A 15,695-nucleotide genomic window follows, 5' to 3' on the forward strand; every position below is an offset into this window, starting at 1 on the left:
CATAATCCAGGGATAAGCCTTCAGATACACAACAACCTCCAACAAGGTGGCTGTTGCAATCACCCCCAGAAATCGCCGTTCCCGATGTGGTCAAATGGCCGTCATGGCAGACAAGGGTGGCAGGCCAGGGGCCCGCAGCGGCCGGGAGCGGATCCAGAAGCTCGCGCAGGCGGCACTGAACGCCGACGTCACGGTGGAGCAGGTGGACGCCATCCTCGCCGGCCTCGGCGAGACGCTGGAAGACCTCAACAAATCGACCGGCAACCTCGACGCGACCCTCGAGCGATTCAACGACACGATCAGCCGTATCAACGAGTTGGCGCCGCGGCTCAACGCCGTGGTGGATCGCCTCGAGGGCATCGTCGACCGCGTCGAACGGCTCGTCGGCATCGGCGAGGCCGCGGTCGCCCCGCTGGCTGCGACGGAGTCCGCGGTGCGCGGCGCCATCAACGCGGTGCGGAAAACCACCCGTCTCTAGAGCAGCGGTCGGCTATCCGCTGTTGCGCAGCGCGGTGGCGAGCCCGCTCATGGTCAGCAGGATGCCGCGCTGAACGAGTTCGTCGTCCTCGCCGCGGCGATATCGCCGCAACAGCTCCACCTGAAGGTGGTTCAGCGGCTCGAGGTACGGGAACCGGTTGAACACCGAGCGGGCCAGCGCGGGGTTGTCGGCCAGCAGGTCGTCGTGTCCGGTGATCAGCCGGTGCATGCGGATGGTGCGCTCGTGTTCGGCGACGATCTTGTCGAACACCCGCCGCCGCAACGCCTCGTCGTCGACGAGCTCAGCGTAGCGTGCGGCCAGCCCCATGTCCGACTTCGCCATCACCTGAGCCATGTTGGACAGCACGGTGGAAAAGAACGGCCAGCGGCGGTACAGGTCCTGCAGCACAGCCAGCCTGCCGTCGCGCTCGGTCGTCCACTCCTCGAACGCCGTGCCGGTGCCGTACCAGCCGGGCAACATCACCCGCGATTGGCTCCACGCCAACACCCACGGGATGGCCCGTAGATCCGCGATCGACGTTGTCGGCTTGCGCGACGTCGGCCTGCTGCCGATGTTCAGCGCCCCGATCTCGCCGACCGGGGTGGACGCCGTGAAGTAGTCGACGAAACCCGGTGTGTCATGGACCAATTCGGCGTAGGCGCGGTGCGCCCGTGCGGCCAGGTCGTCCATCACCTCATATGCGTGCCCCGCGTCGTCGCCGAGGCCTTCGACATCCAGCAGGGAGGCCTCCAGCGTCGCCGCCAGCAGTGTCTCCAGGTTTCGGTGCGCGATGCGCGGTTCGGCGTATTTGGCGGCGATCACCTCACCCTGCTCGGTCAGCCGCAGCGAGCCGTTCACCGCGCCCGGCGGTTGCGCCAGGATCGCGTCGTAGCTGGGGCCGCCGCCGCGGCCGACGGTGCCCCCGCGACCGTGGAAGAGCCGCAACCGGATTCCGGTCCTGCGGGCCGACTTGACGAGGTCGAGTTCGGCGCGGTAGAGCGCCCAGTTCGCGGCGAGGTAGCCGCCGTCCTTGTTGGAGTCGGAGTAGCCGAGCATGACCTCCTGGCTGTCGCCTCGCGCCGCCACCAGCGTCCGGTACAGCGGAACCGCCAGCGCCGCTTCAAGAATCGACGCGCCGCGCTGCAGATCGTCGATGGTCTCGAAGAGCGGCACGACGGCCACCGGGTGATACGGCTCGGGTCGGGCGGCGTCGAGCAGCCCGACCTCCTTCAACAGCACCGCCGCCTCGAGCATGTCGGACACCGACTGGCACATCGAGATAATGTAGTGCGGCACCGCAAGCGGGCCGAACACGTTGACCGCGCGGGCGGCGGCCGCGCAGATGTCGAGTTCCTTGCGCGCGAGCTCACTGAGTTCGGCGCCATCGCCGATCAGGGGGCGGCGGGTGGACAGTTCGGATGCCAGAAGCTCCACGCGGTCAGGCTCGGGCAGAGAGCGGTAGTCGGGATGCACACCCGCCCAGGCCAACAGCTCGGCGACGACCTCCTCGTGCACCTCGGAGTTCTGCCGCATGTCCAGCCCGCACAGGTGAAAGCCGAACGTACGCACGGCTTCCCGCAGGCGCGCGAGCCGGTCGTCGGCCAGCACCGCACTCCCGTTGGCCCGCAACGACGCGTCGACGACGTCGAGGTCGGCCAGCAGGTCCGCAGGCGTCTCGTAGCGCTGCAGTCCCAAATCCAGCTCGTGCTCGGGTTGCCGGTCGAGGATCTCGCGTGCCGTCGCGGTAAGCCTGCCGTGGATCACGCGCAGCGCGCGGCGGTACGGTTCGTCGGCCCGCACGGGTTCGTGACATGCATCAGCCAGCGCCGCCAGCTCGCCGCTGACCTTCACCAACCGTGCCGACATCGACAGCTCTTCCTCCAGCCCGGCGATCTCGCCGAAGTAATGCGCGAGCGCGGTGTAGGCGGCGCTGGAGGTGGCCAGCCGGACGACGTCGGCGGTGACGTTCGGGTTTCCGTCTCTGTCGCCGCCAATCCACGACCCGGGCCGCAGAATCGGCTCGGTCAACAGCTCGGCGTCCGGCCAACGTGCCTGCAGGGCGGTCCGCACGTCGGCGTTGACTTTCGGGATCACCTCGAGGAACGCCGCCGGGTAATAGCGCAGACCGGTCTCGATCTCGTCTTGAATCTTCAACCGCGACAACCGGATCAACGCCGTCTGCCACAGTGTGAGGATATGGCGGCGCAGTTCGGTCTCGATGTCGCGGCCGTCGGCGGTGTGCGCGTGCCCGTGTAGCCGCAGCCGCATCAACTCCGTGATGCGGTGCTGGGTGTCGAACACGGTGCGGCGCCGCGTTTCGGTGGGGTGTGCGGTGATCACCGGCGAGACCAGCGCGCCTGTCAGGGTGCGGGCCACGGTCGCGGAATTCAGATCGGCCTTGTCGAGCTTGAGGTAGGTGGCGGCCAGGCTGCTGTCCTGCGGCGGCTCCCCCGCCGCGACATGGATCGCGCGTCGGCGCTCCCGGTGGATGTCTTCGGCGACGTTGGCCAGCAGGGCGAAGTGGGTGAACGCGCGGATGACCGGAATGGCCCTGCGCGCCTCGATACCGTCGAACATCTCGGCGAGTTCGGCCCGGTCGATCTCGGAGCGGCGCACCCGGAACGACTCCACCCGGGCCCGCTCGACGAGATCGAACACCTCGGCGCCGTTCTGCTCGCGCACAGTGTCACCGAGGATCGCGCCGAGCAGCCGGATGTCTTCGCGCATCGGCTCGGTGGCCTCGCGGCCCACCTGGGTGCGGCGCACCGCGCCGATCGGAGCCAGCGATGTGTCGGGTCCGTCGGCCATCACCCGATTATCGGCGAGCAGGTGACGGCCCGCAGACCGGGACCGCCGCGATCTCCCCACGGGCAGGTCGGGCCGGCGGCTCCCTACCCTTTCACCACCCCCAGCGGGATCAGCCGGACGACTTTGCGTGCCAGCCCGGCGCGATCGCTGGCCTCGATCACCTCATCGATGTCCTTGTAGGCCTCCGGTTTTTCCTCGGCGATCCCGCGCCGTGAACTGCCGCGCACGAGGATGCCGCGGTGCTCGAGATCTCTGCGCACGACGTCGGCATTGGTGCCGCGGGCGGCCGCGTGGCGGCTCTGCAGCCGGCCTGCGCCGTGCGCGGTGGAAAAGAACGCCGGATTGTCGCCGACACCGACGAGCACGTAGGAGGCGGTGCCCATGGTTCCGGGTATCAGCACCGGCTGTCCCACCTCGGCCAGGTCAGCCGGCAGATCAGGGTGGTGAGGCGGCAGCGAGCGAGTCGCGCCCTTGCGATGCACACACAGGGTTCGGGTCTCTCCGTCGACGGGATGCTGCTCGATCTTGGCCAGGTTGTGCGAAACGTCATACAGCACATCCAGTGTGGTTGCGGTGTGCGCTTCGAACACCCGACGGGCGGCCTCGGTGAGCAGCTGCCGGTTCGCGCGCCCATAGTTGGCTGCCGCGGCCATCGCGCCCAGATACGCCTGGCCTTCCGGGGACTCGACGGGCGCACATGCCAGCTGCCGATCGGGCACCGTGATGCCGTAGCGGGCCATCGCCGCTTCCATCTGCCGGACATGGTCGGTGCAGATCTGATGGCCCAGCCCCCGCGAGCCCGTGTGGATCATCACGCATACCGCGCCCTCGGTCAGACCCATCCCGGTGGCCACCGCCGCGTCGTAAACCCGGTCCACGGCTTGAATCTCGAGGAAGTGATTGCCCGAGCCGAGGCTGCCGACCTGATCCAGACCCCGTTCGATGGCCCGACCGCTGACTGCGGCCACGTCGGCTCCGGCGAGCACGCCGCCGTCCTCGCAGCGCTGCAGATCCTCCGGCACGCCGTGACCTTGTTGCACCGCATATTGGGCGCCACCGGAGAGCACGCCCTCCAATGTTGCGCGGTCCCGCACCCGCCACACGCCCTTGGTGCCCACCCCGCGCGGTATCGCGTGGTCCAGGTGATCCATCACCGCGCGAAGCGATGGCTCCAATCGCTCGCGCGCCAGGTCACGGGCGACCAGAAGCCGTACCCCGCAAGAGATATCGAACCCGACCCCGCCGGGGGAAACGACCCCGCCGTCATCGACGTCGGTGGCGGCAACACCGCCGATCGGAAATCCATAGCCCCAGTGAATGTCGGGCATCGCAAACGACGCCCGCACGATTCCTGGCAGTGTGGCCACGTTCGCTACCTGAGTCAGCGCCATGTCGTTGCGTTCGTCGGGCAGCAACGATTTCGTCGCGTACACGATCCCGGGCACCCTCATGGCGCCCTCTTGCTCGATGCGATACCGGTACGGGGTTTCTTCAATGATCTTCATTCGCTCCGCCTCCCCTCACACATCAAGCGTCACCAGACATCGCCACTGCTTTCCATCGTGTGACAGACGGAGATCGTTGAGCGCCACCGCCTTCGGCACCGCCCCCACCTGGGGTAGCGCGCCCGCGTCGACCATCTCGAAGGCCACCTCCACGCTGTCACCAGTGTCGCGCAGTGTCAGGTCGACAGGCACTTCACCTTCGGTGTCCAACAGGTAGATGGCCTCATCGAGCACCGCGACCAGCAGGTCGTCGTCACTCGCCGCGGTGAGCCGGGACACGCGGGTGTGAGTGGGGCCGGCATCCGAGATGTCCAGGAAGCTTTCAACGGCGCCGAGCACCGCTTGTTTGATGCAGTCGTCGCGGGTGGGCGCCCACGCTTCGATCCGCAGGTCCGCGGTGTGCGGCACGCTGCGATGTCCCGATGTGCTGCCCGCCACGGCGTTCGCCCCCGCGCTACGAAGTGGTGGTCGCCGCCCGCCGGCTCAGGTGGTTGAGGAACCAGTCGCGGGCCAGCACCGCCACCTGCTCGAGGGTGCCCGGCTCCTCGAAGAGGTGGGTGGCCCGCGGTACCACCTTGACCTCGCACGCAGCCGGTATCACCGATGCTGCCTGACGATTCAGTTCGAGGACGATGTCGTCATTGCCGCCGACGATCAGCAGCGTGGGCACCTGCACCTTCGTCAGCGCCTCCCCCGCCAGGTCGGGCCGTCCGCCGCGGGACACCACCGCGGCCACCGTCACCTCGGGATCAGTCGCCGCCATCAGCGCGGCACCCGCTCCGGTGCTGGCGCCGAAATACCCGACCGGAAGCGACGCGGTATCGGGCTGGCGCGTCAACCAGCCGGTGACGTCGACGAGCCGACGGGCCAACAACTCGATGTCGAAGACGTTGGCCCGGTTGCGCTCTTCGGCCGGAGTGAGCAGGTCGAACAGGAGAGTGGCCAGCCCAGAGCGGTTCAACACCTCGGCCACGTACCGATTGCGGGGACTGTGACGGCTACTGCCGCTGCCGTGCGCGAACACCACAATGCCCGTTGGGTTCTCGGGGATCGTCAGATGCCCGACCACTGTCACCGACCCGGTGGGCACCCGGATTTCGTCGTCGCGCAGCGGCGGGTCGGGGGCCGCGTCGACGGCTGCTGCGTCGGCGAACTCGTTGCGGGCCCGATCCAGCAGTGCGATCACCTCGTCGTCGGAGGTCTGGGTGAAGTTGCGGTAAGCCTGACCCACGGCGGAGAAGAACGCGGGCGTCTGCACGCACACTATGTCGTCGGCGTAGCCGGCGAATCTGGCGTCGATGTCATCGGGGCCTACCGGCACCGCCAGCACTACCCGGCGTGCACCGCGCGCACGCACCACCAGGCAGGCGGCCTTGGCCGTCGCGCCGGTCGCGACACCGTCGTCGACGATCACCGCGGTGCGCCCCCTCACCGGGATCGGGCCGTGCCCGCCGCGGAAGCGCTCCGCGCGACGGTGTAACTCGGCCCGCTGCTTGGCTTCGATCGCGGCCATCTCGTCGGCGCCGAGATGCGCCCGGCTCACCACGACGTCGTTGAGCACCCGTACGTCGTCTTCGCCGATCGCCCCGAACGCGAGCTCAGGCTGAAACGGCACCCCAAGCTTTCGCACCAGCAGGACATCCAGCGGCGCTTGTAGCGCTTTGGCAACCTCGAAGGCCACCGGAACCCCGCCGCGCGGCAGTCCCAGCACGACAACGTCTTGGCCGCGCAGCGATCTCAACCGCTCCGCCAGCTGGCGCCCCGCATCGGCGCGGTCGGCGAACGGACGAAAATCACTGCGCAACGAATCCAGCCATCGGGCCTTTCGATGCTCCGTACCGCCACCACTGTTGAATCGCGTCATAGTCTCAGTTTCTCGCGGAATGTCCCTGTGCCGCAGGGTCCTTTGGCCACAGCCGTGCGGGGCCGAGGCCGCCGGTCATCCTCGCGGGCACAGCAGGTTGTCGATGTCGCGTTGCCACTCAGCGGCACGGAACCGGTTCAACGCGGCTCGCGTGAGGGCCGCAACGGCGGCGGCAGCAGCGGCGACGCTGGACCAGATCCCCAGTGCGGCCAGGGTCGCATCCATGCCCGCACGCGAAACCGGCGCGGGCTCAGAGACCCGATGGCCTTCCTTGTCGACCCAGACACTCACGCGGTCCCCGGGTTTGACGGTGGGCACCGCGCTGGCCAAGCCGTGATGCTCCTTTCCGTCAACGACCCATTGGGCAGCCACCATGACCGTCCTGCGCGGCATTGGATGGTCGCCGACGGCGACGGAGACGAGTTCGTCCTCGGTGGGTGGGACACCGGTCACCGTCGCGTCTACTTGGCGCCGAGTCTGGGCCTGCTCGGCGTAGACGTGGCTGCGGGCATCATGGACGGCGGTGCCGATCGCGGCGACAACCGGGATGGCCATCAACGCTACCGCGACGGCCATCAGCACAACGACAGCCTCGACCCGATCAACGGTGCGCACCAACGGGTTACGGGTGAATGCCCGCGGTGTCGGCCAACACGGCCAGCGCAGTGTCAACGTATCCATCACGTCCCCTTCCGTGACCAGACGTGGCGATCATCGCCGCGAAGTGTCGTGACTTTTAGGGCCTTTGGGCCCCAGCGGATGGGGGCGGCAGTCATCACCAGCCCGGTCGGCGCCGGTAGCCCGAGCGACCGACCTCAGACTCACCGGAGGTCGCCGGTCCCGGACTTATCGACTACAGCGAAAACACCGTCATCAAGATCCCCAGCAAAACCAGGCAGAACAGCAGCACGAACGGAATCGCCACCAGCGCAAGGGTGATGCCGACGCCGTTGTACTTCTGCGGGCCGACCCCGAGCGACCCCGCGCTGAAGGCCCACACCGGCGCCTTGTAGTCGAGTTCGACGAACCGGCCGGGATACACGTCGGCGGTCGCATCGGCGGGTCCGAGCCGCGGCGGCAGGAAATACGGAACATAGACGTGGACATGGTGGCGGCCGGGCCGGGCGGGCAGCATGGTGCGGCCCCAGCCTGACACCGGCATTTCGTGGCCGTCGACGGTAATCCTCGGTTTGACGAAGAACAACAGCCAGGTCAGCGGAAAGAACCGCGTGTTAACGACGATGCCTTCGCTGACCTGTCCGTGCGCGGCCGCGTACGGCTGCTGCGCCTGCGGAAACTGCTGCGGATAGGCGCTGTGCAGCTGGTACGCCTTATGTTGCTGATACTGCTGATAGGGCTGCTGGCCTCGCGGAGCGTTCACATGGCCTCCCGACGATCGGCCCCCGGGCTGAGGGTGATACATCACTGAAGCACAAAACGCTCAGGCCGTTTGCCGGAATGACAAATGGCAATCGCGCGTTAAGTCACCTGGTGGTGTAGCCGCCGTTGGCGAAGATCGTCTGCCCGGTGATCCAGTGCCCCTCGTCGGTCAGGAACATCACCAGTGGGGCGATGTCCTCGATGAAGGTGAGCCGGTTGCCCATCGCCTGCGACTTGTGGAACTCCACGCGCTCGGGGGTTTCCTGCCCGTAGAAGAACGGCGTATCCATCGGACCCGGCGCCACGTTGTTGACCGAGATCTGGCGTGGCGCAAACTCCTTGGCGGCCGCACGGGTGAAGTGCTCGACCGGGCTCTTCGCGCCTGCGTAGGTGGAGTACCCGTCGGTGAACGCGGCGAGCAGCGAGGTGACGATGGTGACCACCGAACCGCCGTCGTTGAGCCGTTTCCTGGCTTCCTGGATGAAGAAATAGGCCGTTTTGGCGTTGATGTCGAACATCGAATCGTATTCGGCCTCAGTGGTTTCCAGGACGGCTTGCGCAATACCCGGCCGGCCGTGTTGATCGCGATGTCAACCCCGCCGAACGCGTCGACGGCGGCGTCGAAGAGACGCGTGATGTTGGACGGCACCGTCAAATCCCCTTGACTGAGAACCCGTAGAAAGCCCGCCGAGGCGGAATCCTCGCAGCACCTCACTCGCAGTTTTGCTTTGTGGATTCCGTTTCGCGAGGATGGCCGGACGGGCAGGTCAGGCGTACTTGATCTGCAGCGCGATGCCGATGATGCAGACGATCCAGATGCCGGTGACGAACAGCGTCAACCGGTCGAGGTTCTTCTCGACCACCGTCGAGCCCGACAGGCTGGACTGGACACCGCCGCCGAACAGGGTGGACAGGCCGCCACCCTTTGCGCGGTGCAGCAGCACGAGCAGGATCACCAAGACACTGGTGACAACCAGCGCGATCTGCAGGGCCAATTCCATGGCCGCCAGACTACATGTTGCGCGGGTCGGCTACGGAAGCGGCCCACCAGCGGCGATGGCGGACAGCGTGGCGAACTGCTCGCCGTCGAGCGACGCGCCCCCGACCAGCGCGCCGTCGACGTCCTCCTGGGCGACGATCTCGCCCACGTTCTTGGCGTTCACCGAGCCGCCGTAAAGGATACGGATCCCGGCGGCCAATTGCGGTGTGGCCAGCTTGCCGAGTTGGTCCCGGATAGCCTTGCAGACCTCCTGCGCGTCGGCGGCCCCGGCGACCCGGCCGGTGCCGATGGCCCACACCGGCTCGTAGGCGATGACCGCCTGGCCGATCTGCTCGGCCGACAGCCCGGCCAGCGATCCATTCAGCATGTCGACGCAGTGCTCGACGTGGTTGCCGGCCTCACGGACCTCCAGCTGCTCGCCGATGCAGATGATCGGAGTGAGCTGATGCCGGAACGCCGCGGCGGCCTTCGCGGCCACCAGAGCGTCGTCCTCGGCGTGGTAGGTGCGACGCTCGGAATGGCCGACGATGACGTAGGTGCAGCCGAGCTTGGCCAGGAACGCGCCGCTGATGTCGCCGGTGTAGGCGCCGGAGTCGTGCTGCGAGAGGTCCTGGGCGCCGTAGGTCAACCGCAGCTTGTCGCCGTCGACCAGGGTCTGCACGCTGCGCAGGTCGGTGAACGGCGGCAGCACCGCGACATCGACCTTGTCGAAGTACTTGTCGGGCAGCGCGAAAGCGATCTTCTGCACCAGTGCGATCGCTTCGAAATGGTTGAGATTCATCTTCCAGTTGCCGGCGATCAGCGGCTTGCGGCTCATATCAACCCTTTCAGGTGTCCAGGACTTCGATCCCAGGCAGCGTCTTGCCCTCAAGGTATTCCAGCGAAGCGCCGCCGCCGGTGGAAATGTGAGAGAAGCCGTCCTCGGGCAGGCCGAGCTGGCGCACCGCGGCCGCCGAGTCGCCGCCGCCGACGACGCTGAACGCGCCCTTTCCGGTGGCGGCGATGATGGCCTCGGCAACGCCCTTGGTGCCTTCGGCGAACGCCGGGAACTCGAACACGCCCATCGGGCCGTTCCAGAAGATGGTCTTGGCGTTGGACAGCAGGCTGGTGAACCGTTTGACCGATTCGGGCCCGATGTCGAGGCCCATCTTGTCGTCGGGGATCTTGTCGGCGGCCACCTGTTGCGGCGTCGCATCCGCGGCGAACTTGTCGGCCACGACGATGTCGACGGGAAGGTGGATCACGTCGCCGTAGGTCTCCAGCAGCTTGCGGCAGGTGTCGACCATGCCTTCCTCGAGCAGCGACGTGCCGACCGAAATCCCTTGCGAGGCAAGGAAAGTGAAGCACATTCCGCCGCCGATGACGAGGCTGTCGGCCTTGGTCGCCAGGTTCTCGATGACCGCGAGCTTGTCGGAAACCTTCGAGCCGCCGAGCACCACCGCATACGGCCGGTCGGTCGAGCTGGTCAGCTGTTCGAGCACCTTGACCTCGGCGGCCACCAGCTTGCCCGCGTAGTGCGGCAGCAGCGTGGCGATGTCGTACACCGACGCCTGCTTGCGGTGCACCACCCCGAAGCCGTCTGAGACGAACGCGCCCGGCGACCCGTCCGGCGCCGCGACGAGCTCGGCCAGTTCACGGGCCAGCGCCAGCCGCTCGGCGTCGTCCTTGCTGGTCTCCCGCGGGTCGAAGCGGATGTTCTCCAGCAACAGGATGTCGCCGTCGGTGAGCCCTTCGGCGCGGGCGAGCGCGTCGGTGCCCACCACGTCGCCGGCCAGCTGGACGTGTCGGCCCAACCGCTCACCGAGCGCAGCGGCCACCGGTTTGAGTGAGAACTTCGGGTCGGGGCCGCCTTTGGGCCGACCGAGGTGCGCGGTCACCACGACCTTGGCGCCCGCCTCGGCCAGCGCCTGCAGCGTCGGCACCGAGGCGATGATCCGACCGGGGTCGGTGATGGTTCCGTCGTCGTCGAGCGGGACATTGAGGTCGGAGCGCACCAAGACGCCCCTGCCCTCGACGCCGTCGGACAACAGGTCGTCGAGTGTCTTGACGGCCATATCCGGTTAGAGCGACTTGCCGACCAGCGCGACGAGATCCACGAGGCGGTTCGAGTAGCCCCACTCGTTGTCGTACCAGGACACCACCTTGGCCTGGGTGTCGATCACCTTGGTCAGGCCCGCGTCGAACAACGAGCTGTGCGGGTCGGTGACGATGTCGCTGGAGACGATCGGCGCGTCGTAGTACTTCAGGATGCCCTTCAGCGGTCCGTCGGCGGCGGCCTTGAACGCGGCGTTGATCTCCTCGACGGTGGCCTTCTTCGAGATCTCGGCGGTCAGGTCGGTCACCGAGCCGGTGGGGATCGGCACGCGCAGCGCGAAACCGTCCAGCTTGCCCTGCAATTCGGGCAGCACCAGGCCGATCGCCTTGGCCGCGCCCGTCGAGGTGGGCACGATGTTCAGCGCGGCCGCGCGGGCCCGGCGCAGGTCCTTGTGCGGGCCGTCCTGCAGATTCTGGTCCTGGGTATAGGCGTGCACGGTCGTCATCAGGCCGCGCACGATGCCGAACTCGTCGTTGAGCACCTTGGCGAGCGGGCCGAGGCAGTTCGTGGTGCACGACGCGTTGGAGATGATGTTCTGGCTGCCGTCGTACTTGTCGTCGTTGACGCCGAGCACCACGGTGAGGTCCTCACCCTTGGCGGGCGCGGAGATGATCACCTTCTTGGCGCCGGCCTCCAGGTGGCCCCTGGCCTTGGCGGCGTCGGTGAAGATGCCGGTGGACTCGACGACGACATCCACTCCGAGGTCACCCCACGGGAGGGCCGACGGGCCCTCTTTTACCTCAAGGGCCTTGATCTTCTTGTTGCCGACGACGATGGTGTCCTCGCCCTCAAGGCTGATCTCCTCCGGGTACCGGCCCAGGATCGAGTCGAACCGGAGCAGATGCGCGAGGCTGGCGTTGTCGGTCAAATCGTTGACCGCCACGACCTCGATGTCGGTGCTCTTGCCCTCGGTCTTCTGCGCTTCGAGCGCCCGGAAGAAGTTGCGTCCGATTCGGCCGAAGCCGTTAACGCCTACCCGGATGGTCACTGGTCTCTCCCTTTCTCGCCTTGATGCCCACCGGCCAGCGTAGTGGTGTGAGTGTCGTCACGCGAAGCCACCTCAGAGCACCGCCAGACTTTGATCGGTGTAGGGGTTGCCCAGCCATTTCCGACGTATTCGTTGCAGCGTGCCGTCGTCCTCCAACTCCGCCTGCGCGACGGTGAGCCGCGCGAGAAGTTCCTGGTCATCGAGTCTGACCGCGATCGCGATGTTCTCGGTGGTGATTCCTCTTTGCACCACCTCGACGCCGGTGATGGGTTTGACCAGTTCGGTCAGCACGGGGGCGAGTTTCATGAACGCGTCGCACTCACCGGTGGTCAGATCTGTCAGCGCGCTGCCGATGCTGCCGTAGTCGTAGACACGGACCCGCCCGGCCTTGCCTTCGGCGACGAGCTTCTCGGCGATCGGCTTGCTGGTGTTGCCCTCCTGCACGCCGATGGTCAGGCCGGCGAGGTCGTCGACCGACAACACATTGGGCAGTCGGCGGGTGTCGACGGCAAGCGACTGGCCGGAGATGAGGTAGGGCGGAACGAACGCGGCCTTCCTCTCCCGCTCGGGCGTGACCGTCGTGCCCGCCGCCACGCAGTCGAACTCGCCTGCGTTGAGCGCGTCGAATATGCCGTTGAAGTCGGCGCCTTCGTAGGCGACGAACTCGACGTCGGCGTCGAGCTTGGCGGCGATAGCGGTCATCAGGTCGATGTCGAGCCCGCCATCGTCGGGCATGCCGTTGAACGGTGGGTCGGGGTAGGCGGCGCCGACTCTCAGCGTCTTCATGTCCTCACGGTAGTTGGTCGAGATCTTGTCGGACGCGGTCCATCTGGTCGTGGGCGTATTCGACCGCACCCGCCATGGTCATGTCGGCTCCCCGGCGCGCGAGCGCCGCGAACCTCTGCTCGCCCAGCACCTCGCGAAGATGGTCGAGCGCTTCGCTGAACTCGGGAAGCGACAGGGCCGCCGTCGGGCTCACCGATGCGAAGCCGCCCATGACGGCAGCCGGCTCGTGATACCCACGCCGGTCGAGAAACTTCATCAGGATGCCGAGCGCGGCTCGCATCTGCGTGATGTTGCCCGATTCGAAGTAGTTGCCGAGCGCCAGCGCGACGTTGTCCAGTGCCGCCGCAGGATCGTTGATGTCGCCGTCGGCCCGGTTCAACGTCATCGTCAGTGATATCGCCAGATACGAGACGTTCGCCCGATTCCCGCTGGCGCGGGCGATGTCGAGGCCGCGCCGCAGCGTGCTCGCCGCTCCGGTGGGATCGAACCGGCTCTGCGCCAAGCCCCTGACGAGCAGTGCGAAGGAGATCGCGTACGGGTTGCGGGTCGCCTCGGCCGCCTCCACCAGCCCGGCGGAGGCGGCGTATCCCTCCTCGAACCTGCCCGAATTCAGTAGTGCGATCACCAGACACCCCTTGGCCAGCTGCAGGCCGTCATGGGTGCGCGCCAGCTGGCCGCGATAGAACTCGATATAGCGCTCCGGCTTTTCGACGGCCGAGTAGACAGCGCCCAACCACAGCTGTTCAGGGCTGAAAGGTGTTGAACCCTCGGCGATTGCGCGCTGAGCCGCCTCGCTGTATGCGACGGCATCGCTGCTGCGGCCGAGCATGTAGCACAGCGACGCGATCGCGCACATCGAGACGTACCGCGGATGACCGGCCGTGTTGGTCGGTCCGACGAGTTCCTCGGCCCATGCCACCGGTTCGAAGTTCTCGACGATGGTGCCGAACCAGCCGGCCTGCGCCGCGATGGCGGTGGCGACGTCGAGGTCACCGTGGTCGGCGGCCCATCGAAATGCGGTGCGCAGGTTGGCCATTTCGGCCGCATACCAGTCGTATGCATCGTTCTGCCGGGGTCCGGCCCACGCTTGGTAAGCCTGAGTGGCCCGCTGTGCGAAGAAGACGGAGTGCGCGGTACGCGCAGTATCCGCGTCGCCACGGGCCGCGAGTTTCTCCTCGGCGAACTGCCGGATCGTTTCCAGCATGGAGTATCGCGTGCGTCCCTTGGAGCGCTCGGCGAGCACCAACGACTTGCGCACCAAAGCGTCCAGCAGGTCCAGGGTGGCGAACTCGTCGTCGGATCGTGCTACGGCACAAGCACTTTCGATGTCGAATCCCCCTGCGAACACCGAGCAGGTCTCCAGCAGCCGTTTCTCCGGTCCGGTGAGCAGGTCGTAGGACCACTGCACCGCGTGCCGCAACGTCTGGTGGCGCTCCAGGCCTCGCCGTGATCCCACCAGTAGCCGAAACCGCTGGTCGAGGCGGTCGCGTACCTCGGACGCGGTCATCGACGCCATCCGCGACGCCGCCAACTCGATGGCCAACGGAATGCCGTCGAGTCGACGGCAGATCTCGGTGACCGCATATGGTTCGTCAATCGAAAAGCCTTGTGTGACATTGCATGCGCGCTCTACGAATAGCTCGATCGCGGTGCCGGTGTCCAGCGAACGCACGCGCCACACCTGTTCGTCGGCGATACCGAGCCCTTCGCGGCTGGTGGCCAGCACGCGCACGGTCGCCGACCGTTTCAGGATCGCCTCTATCAGGTCGGCGACGGCGTCGAGGACGTGCTCGCAGTTGTCGAACAGCAGCAGTCGGTGACGACCGTCGAGGGCGGTCGCCACCGACTCGGCGAGGGTCTTGTCGGGCTGCTGCGTGATACCCAGCACGCTGGCCACCGCATCGGTGACGGCGGCTGGATCCGTCACCGTCGCGAGCTCGAAAAGCCAGACGCCGTCCGGGAATTCGTCGCTGAGCGCCGTGGCGACCTCGAGCGCCAGCCGCGTCTTGCCAACGCCTCCCACCCCGGTCAGGGTGACGAGCCGGTGTGCGCGTACCGCTGTGACGATGCCGCCGACTTCGGTGTCGCGGCCGATGAAACTCGTTGTCGCAGAACGCAGATTGCCGCGGCTGGTGTCGAGGGCACGCAGCGGCGGGAATTGCTCGCGAAGGCCGGGCGCCCGCAACTGGAACAAGCCGACCGGTGTCGGCACGCCGCGCAGTCGCCGTGGGCCCAGGTCGAGTAGGTCGACGCCGCTCAGCAAGGCCGCCGTCGAGTCGGCCAACAGGATCTGGCCGCCATGCCCCGCCGCCATCACGCGGGCCGCCCGATTGAGCACGGTGCCGAAGTAGTCGCCGTCCTGCAGCGCGGCCTCGCCGGTGGCGATGCCCATTCGTACCGGTAGTTGCAGCTTCCGCTGGGCCTCCACAGCCGTATCGACGGCCGCCTTCGGTGACGCGAACGCCGCGACGACGCCATCGCCGGTGTGCTTGAACAGGAAACCTTGGTGCGCCTGGATCGCCGCGCGCAACACGTCGTCATGGTCGGCGAGCGCCAAACGCATTCCGTCCGCGTCGGATTCCCATCGACGGGTGGACCCCTCGATGTCGGTGAACAGGAACGTCACAACTCCCGATGGAGCCGACACGCCCGAAGGATCCCACACTCCTCCCCGCGAGCAGACGCTAATGCCCGCAAAGTCCCAGGCGATTTCAGGGGGTGATTGCAACAGCCACCTTGTTGGAGGTTGTTGTGTATCTGAAGGCTTATCCCTGGATTATGCGTCAGTTCT

13 protein-coding genes and 1 pseudogene are annotated in these 15,695 nt (G+C 66.9%); 1 reads left to right on the plus strand and 13 read right to left on the minus strand.

Features of this window, described 5'->3' with window-relative positions:
- Window positions 1-103: 103 nt before the first annotated feature.
- Complete coding sequence (locus CQY20_RS30565; RefSeq protein WP_097944614.1) at window positions 104-478, plus strand: ATPase; 375 nt, start codon at window positions 104-106, stop codon at window positions 476-478.
- Window positions 479-490: 12 nt separating this feature from the next.
- Here CQY20_RS30565 and ppc read toward each other — a convergent pair whose 3' ends face one another.
- From ppc to CQY20_RS30630, 13 genes and pseudogenes are all read right to left on the minus strand, one after another.
- The gene (ppc, locus tag CQY20_RS30570; RefSeq protein ID WP_097944594.1) at window positions 491-3,286 is read right to left on the minus strand and encodes a phosphoenolpyruvate carboxylase; all 2,796 of its coding nucleotides are present in this window, start codon (window positions 3,284-3,286) and stop codon (window positions 491-493) included.
- A gap of 83 nt (window positions 3,287-3,369) precedes the next feature.
- Window positions 3,370-4,791 (minus strand): RtcB family protein, encoded by a 1,422-nt coding sequence (locus CQY20_RS30575; RefSeq protein ID WP_097944596.1) that lies wholly within the window; start codon window positions 4,789-4,791, stop codon window positions 3,370-3,372.
- Window positions 4,792-4,806: 15 nt separating this feature from the next.
- Window positions 4,807-5,229, minus strand: coding sequence for an archease (locus tag CQY20_RS30580; protein ID WP_207767340.1), 423 nt, complete (start codon window positions 5,227-5,229; stop codon window positions 4,807-4,809).
- A gap of 16 nt (window positions 5,230-5,245) precedes the next feature.
- Entirely contained in the window at window positions 5,246-6,655 is a 1,410-nt protein-coding gene (locus CQY20_RS30585) for an alpha/beta family hydrolase (RefSeq protein ID WP_097944600.1), read from the minus strand.
- 75 nt (window positions 6,656-6,730) lie between these two features.
- Window positions 6,731-7,336, minus strand: coding sequence for an Rv1733c family protein (locus CQY20_RS30590; RefSeq protein ID WP_097944602.1), 606 nt, complete (start codon window positions 7,334-7,336; stop codon window positions 6,731-6,733).
- Window positions 7,337-7,508: 172 nt separating this feature from the next.
- Window positions 7,509-8,036, minus strand: a complete 528-nt coding sequence (locus CQY20_RS30595) for a hypothetical protein (protein ID WP_234816485.1) — start codon at window positions 8,034-8,036, stop codon at window positions 7,509-7,511.
- Window positions 8,037-8,139: 103 nt separating this feature from the next.
- A pseudogene (locus CQY20_RS30600) lies at window positions 8,140-8,708 on the minus strand (SDR family oxidoreductase); the annotation flags it as partial.
- Between the two features lie 94 nt (window positions 8,709-8,802).
- On the minus strand, window positions 8,803-9,036 hold the full coding sequence (gene secG, locus CQY20_RS30605; RefSeq protein ID WP_097944604.1) for a preprotein translocase subunit SecG: 234 nt from the start codon (window positions 9,034-9,036) through the stop codon (window positions 8,803-8,805).
- Between the two features lie 30 nt (window positions 9,037-9,066).
- Complete coding sequence (gene tpiA / locus CQY20_RS30610; protein WP_097944606.1) at window positions 9,067-9,852, minus strand: triose-phosphate isomerase; 786 nt, start codon at window positions 9,850-9,852, stop codon at window positions 9,067-9,069.
- Between the two features lie 10 nt (window positions 9,853-9,862).
- Window positions 9,863-11,089, minus strand: a complete 1,227-nt coding sequence (locus CQY20_RS30615) for a phosphoglycerate kinase (protein WP_097944608.1) — start codon at window positions 11,087-11,089, stop codon at window positions 9,863-9,865.
- A gap of 6 nt (window positions 11,090-11,095) precedes the next feature.
- Window positions 11,096-12,118, minus strand: coding sequence for a type I glyceraldehyde-3-phosphate dehydrogenase (gene gap / locus CQY20_RS30620; RefSeq protein ID WP_097944610.1), 1,023 nt, complete (start codon window positions 12,116-12,118; stop codon window positions 11,096-11,098).
- A 72-nt stretch (window positions 12,119-12,190) separates the two neighbouring features.
- Window positions 12,191-12,904, minus strand: coding sequence for an ABC transporter substrate-binding protein (locus tag CQY20_RS30625; RefSeq protein WP_097944612.1), 714 nt, complete (start codon window positions 12,902-12,904; stop codon window positions 12,191-12,193).
- 4 nt (window positions 12,905-12,908) lie between these two features.
- Window positions 12,909-15,551, minus strand: coding sequence for an ATP-binding protein (locus tag CQY20_RS30630; protein WP_234816486.1), 2,643 nt, complete (start codon window positions 15,549-15,551; stop codon window positions 12,909-12,911).
- Window positions 15,552-15,695 lie beyond the last annotated feature (144 nt).

It is taken from the genome of Mycolicibacterium agri, assembly GCF_002553505.1.
GTDB lineage: Bacteria > Actinomycetota > Actinomycetes > Mycobacteriales > Mycobacteriaceae > Mycobacterium > Mycobacterium agri.

What these genes read in the sequence shown, in the direction of transcription:
- CQY20_RS30565 (WP_097944614.1), top strand. Translation starts at nt 104, where the DNA reads ATGGCAGACAAGGGTGGCAGGCCAGGGGCCCGCAGCGGCCGGGAGCGG.
- ppc (WP_097944594.1), bottom strand. Translation starts at nt 3,286, where the DNA reads ATGGCCGACGGACCCGACACATCGCTGGCTCCGATCGGCGCGGTGCGC.
- CQY20_RS30575 (WP_097944596.1), bottom strand. Translation starts at nt 4,791, where the DNA reads ATGAAGATCATTGAAGAAACCCCGTACCGGTATCGCATCGAGCAAGAG.
- CQY20_RS30585 (WP_097944600.1), bottom strand. Translation starts at nt 6,655, where the DNA reads ATGACGCGATTCAACAGTGGTGGCGGTACGGAGCATCGAAAGGCCCGA.
- CQY20_RS30590 (WP_097944602.1), bottom strand. Translation starts at nt 7,336, where the DNA reads ATGGATACGTTGACACTGCGCTGGCCGTGTTGGCCGACACCGCGGGCA.
- secG (WP_097944604.1), bottom strand. Translation starts at nt 9,036, where the DNA reads ATGGAATTGGCCCTGCAGATCGCGCTGGTTGTCACCAGTGTCTTGGTG.
- tpiA (WP_097944606.1), bottom strand. Translation starts at nt 9,852, where the DNA reads ATGAGCCGCAAGCCGCTGATCGCCGGCAACTGGAAGATGAATCTCAAC.
- CQY20_RS30615 (WP_097944608.1), bottom strand. Translation starts at nt 11,089, where the DNA reads ATGGCCGTCAAGACACTCGACGACCTGTTGTCCGACGGCGTCGAGGGC.
- CQY20_RS30625 (WP_097944612.1), bottom strand. Translation starts at nt 12,904, where the DNA reads ATGAAGACGCTGAGAGTCGGCGCCGCCTACCCCGACCCACCGTTCAAC.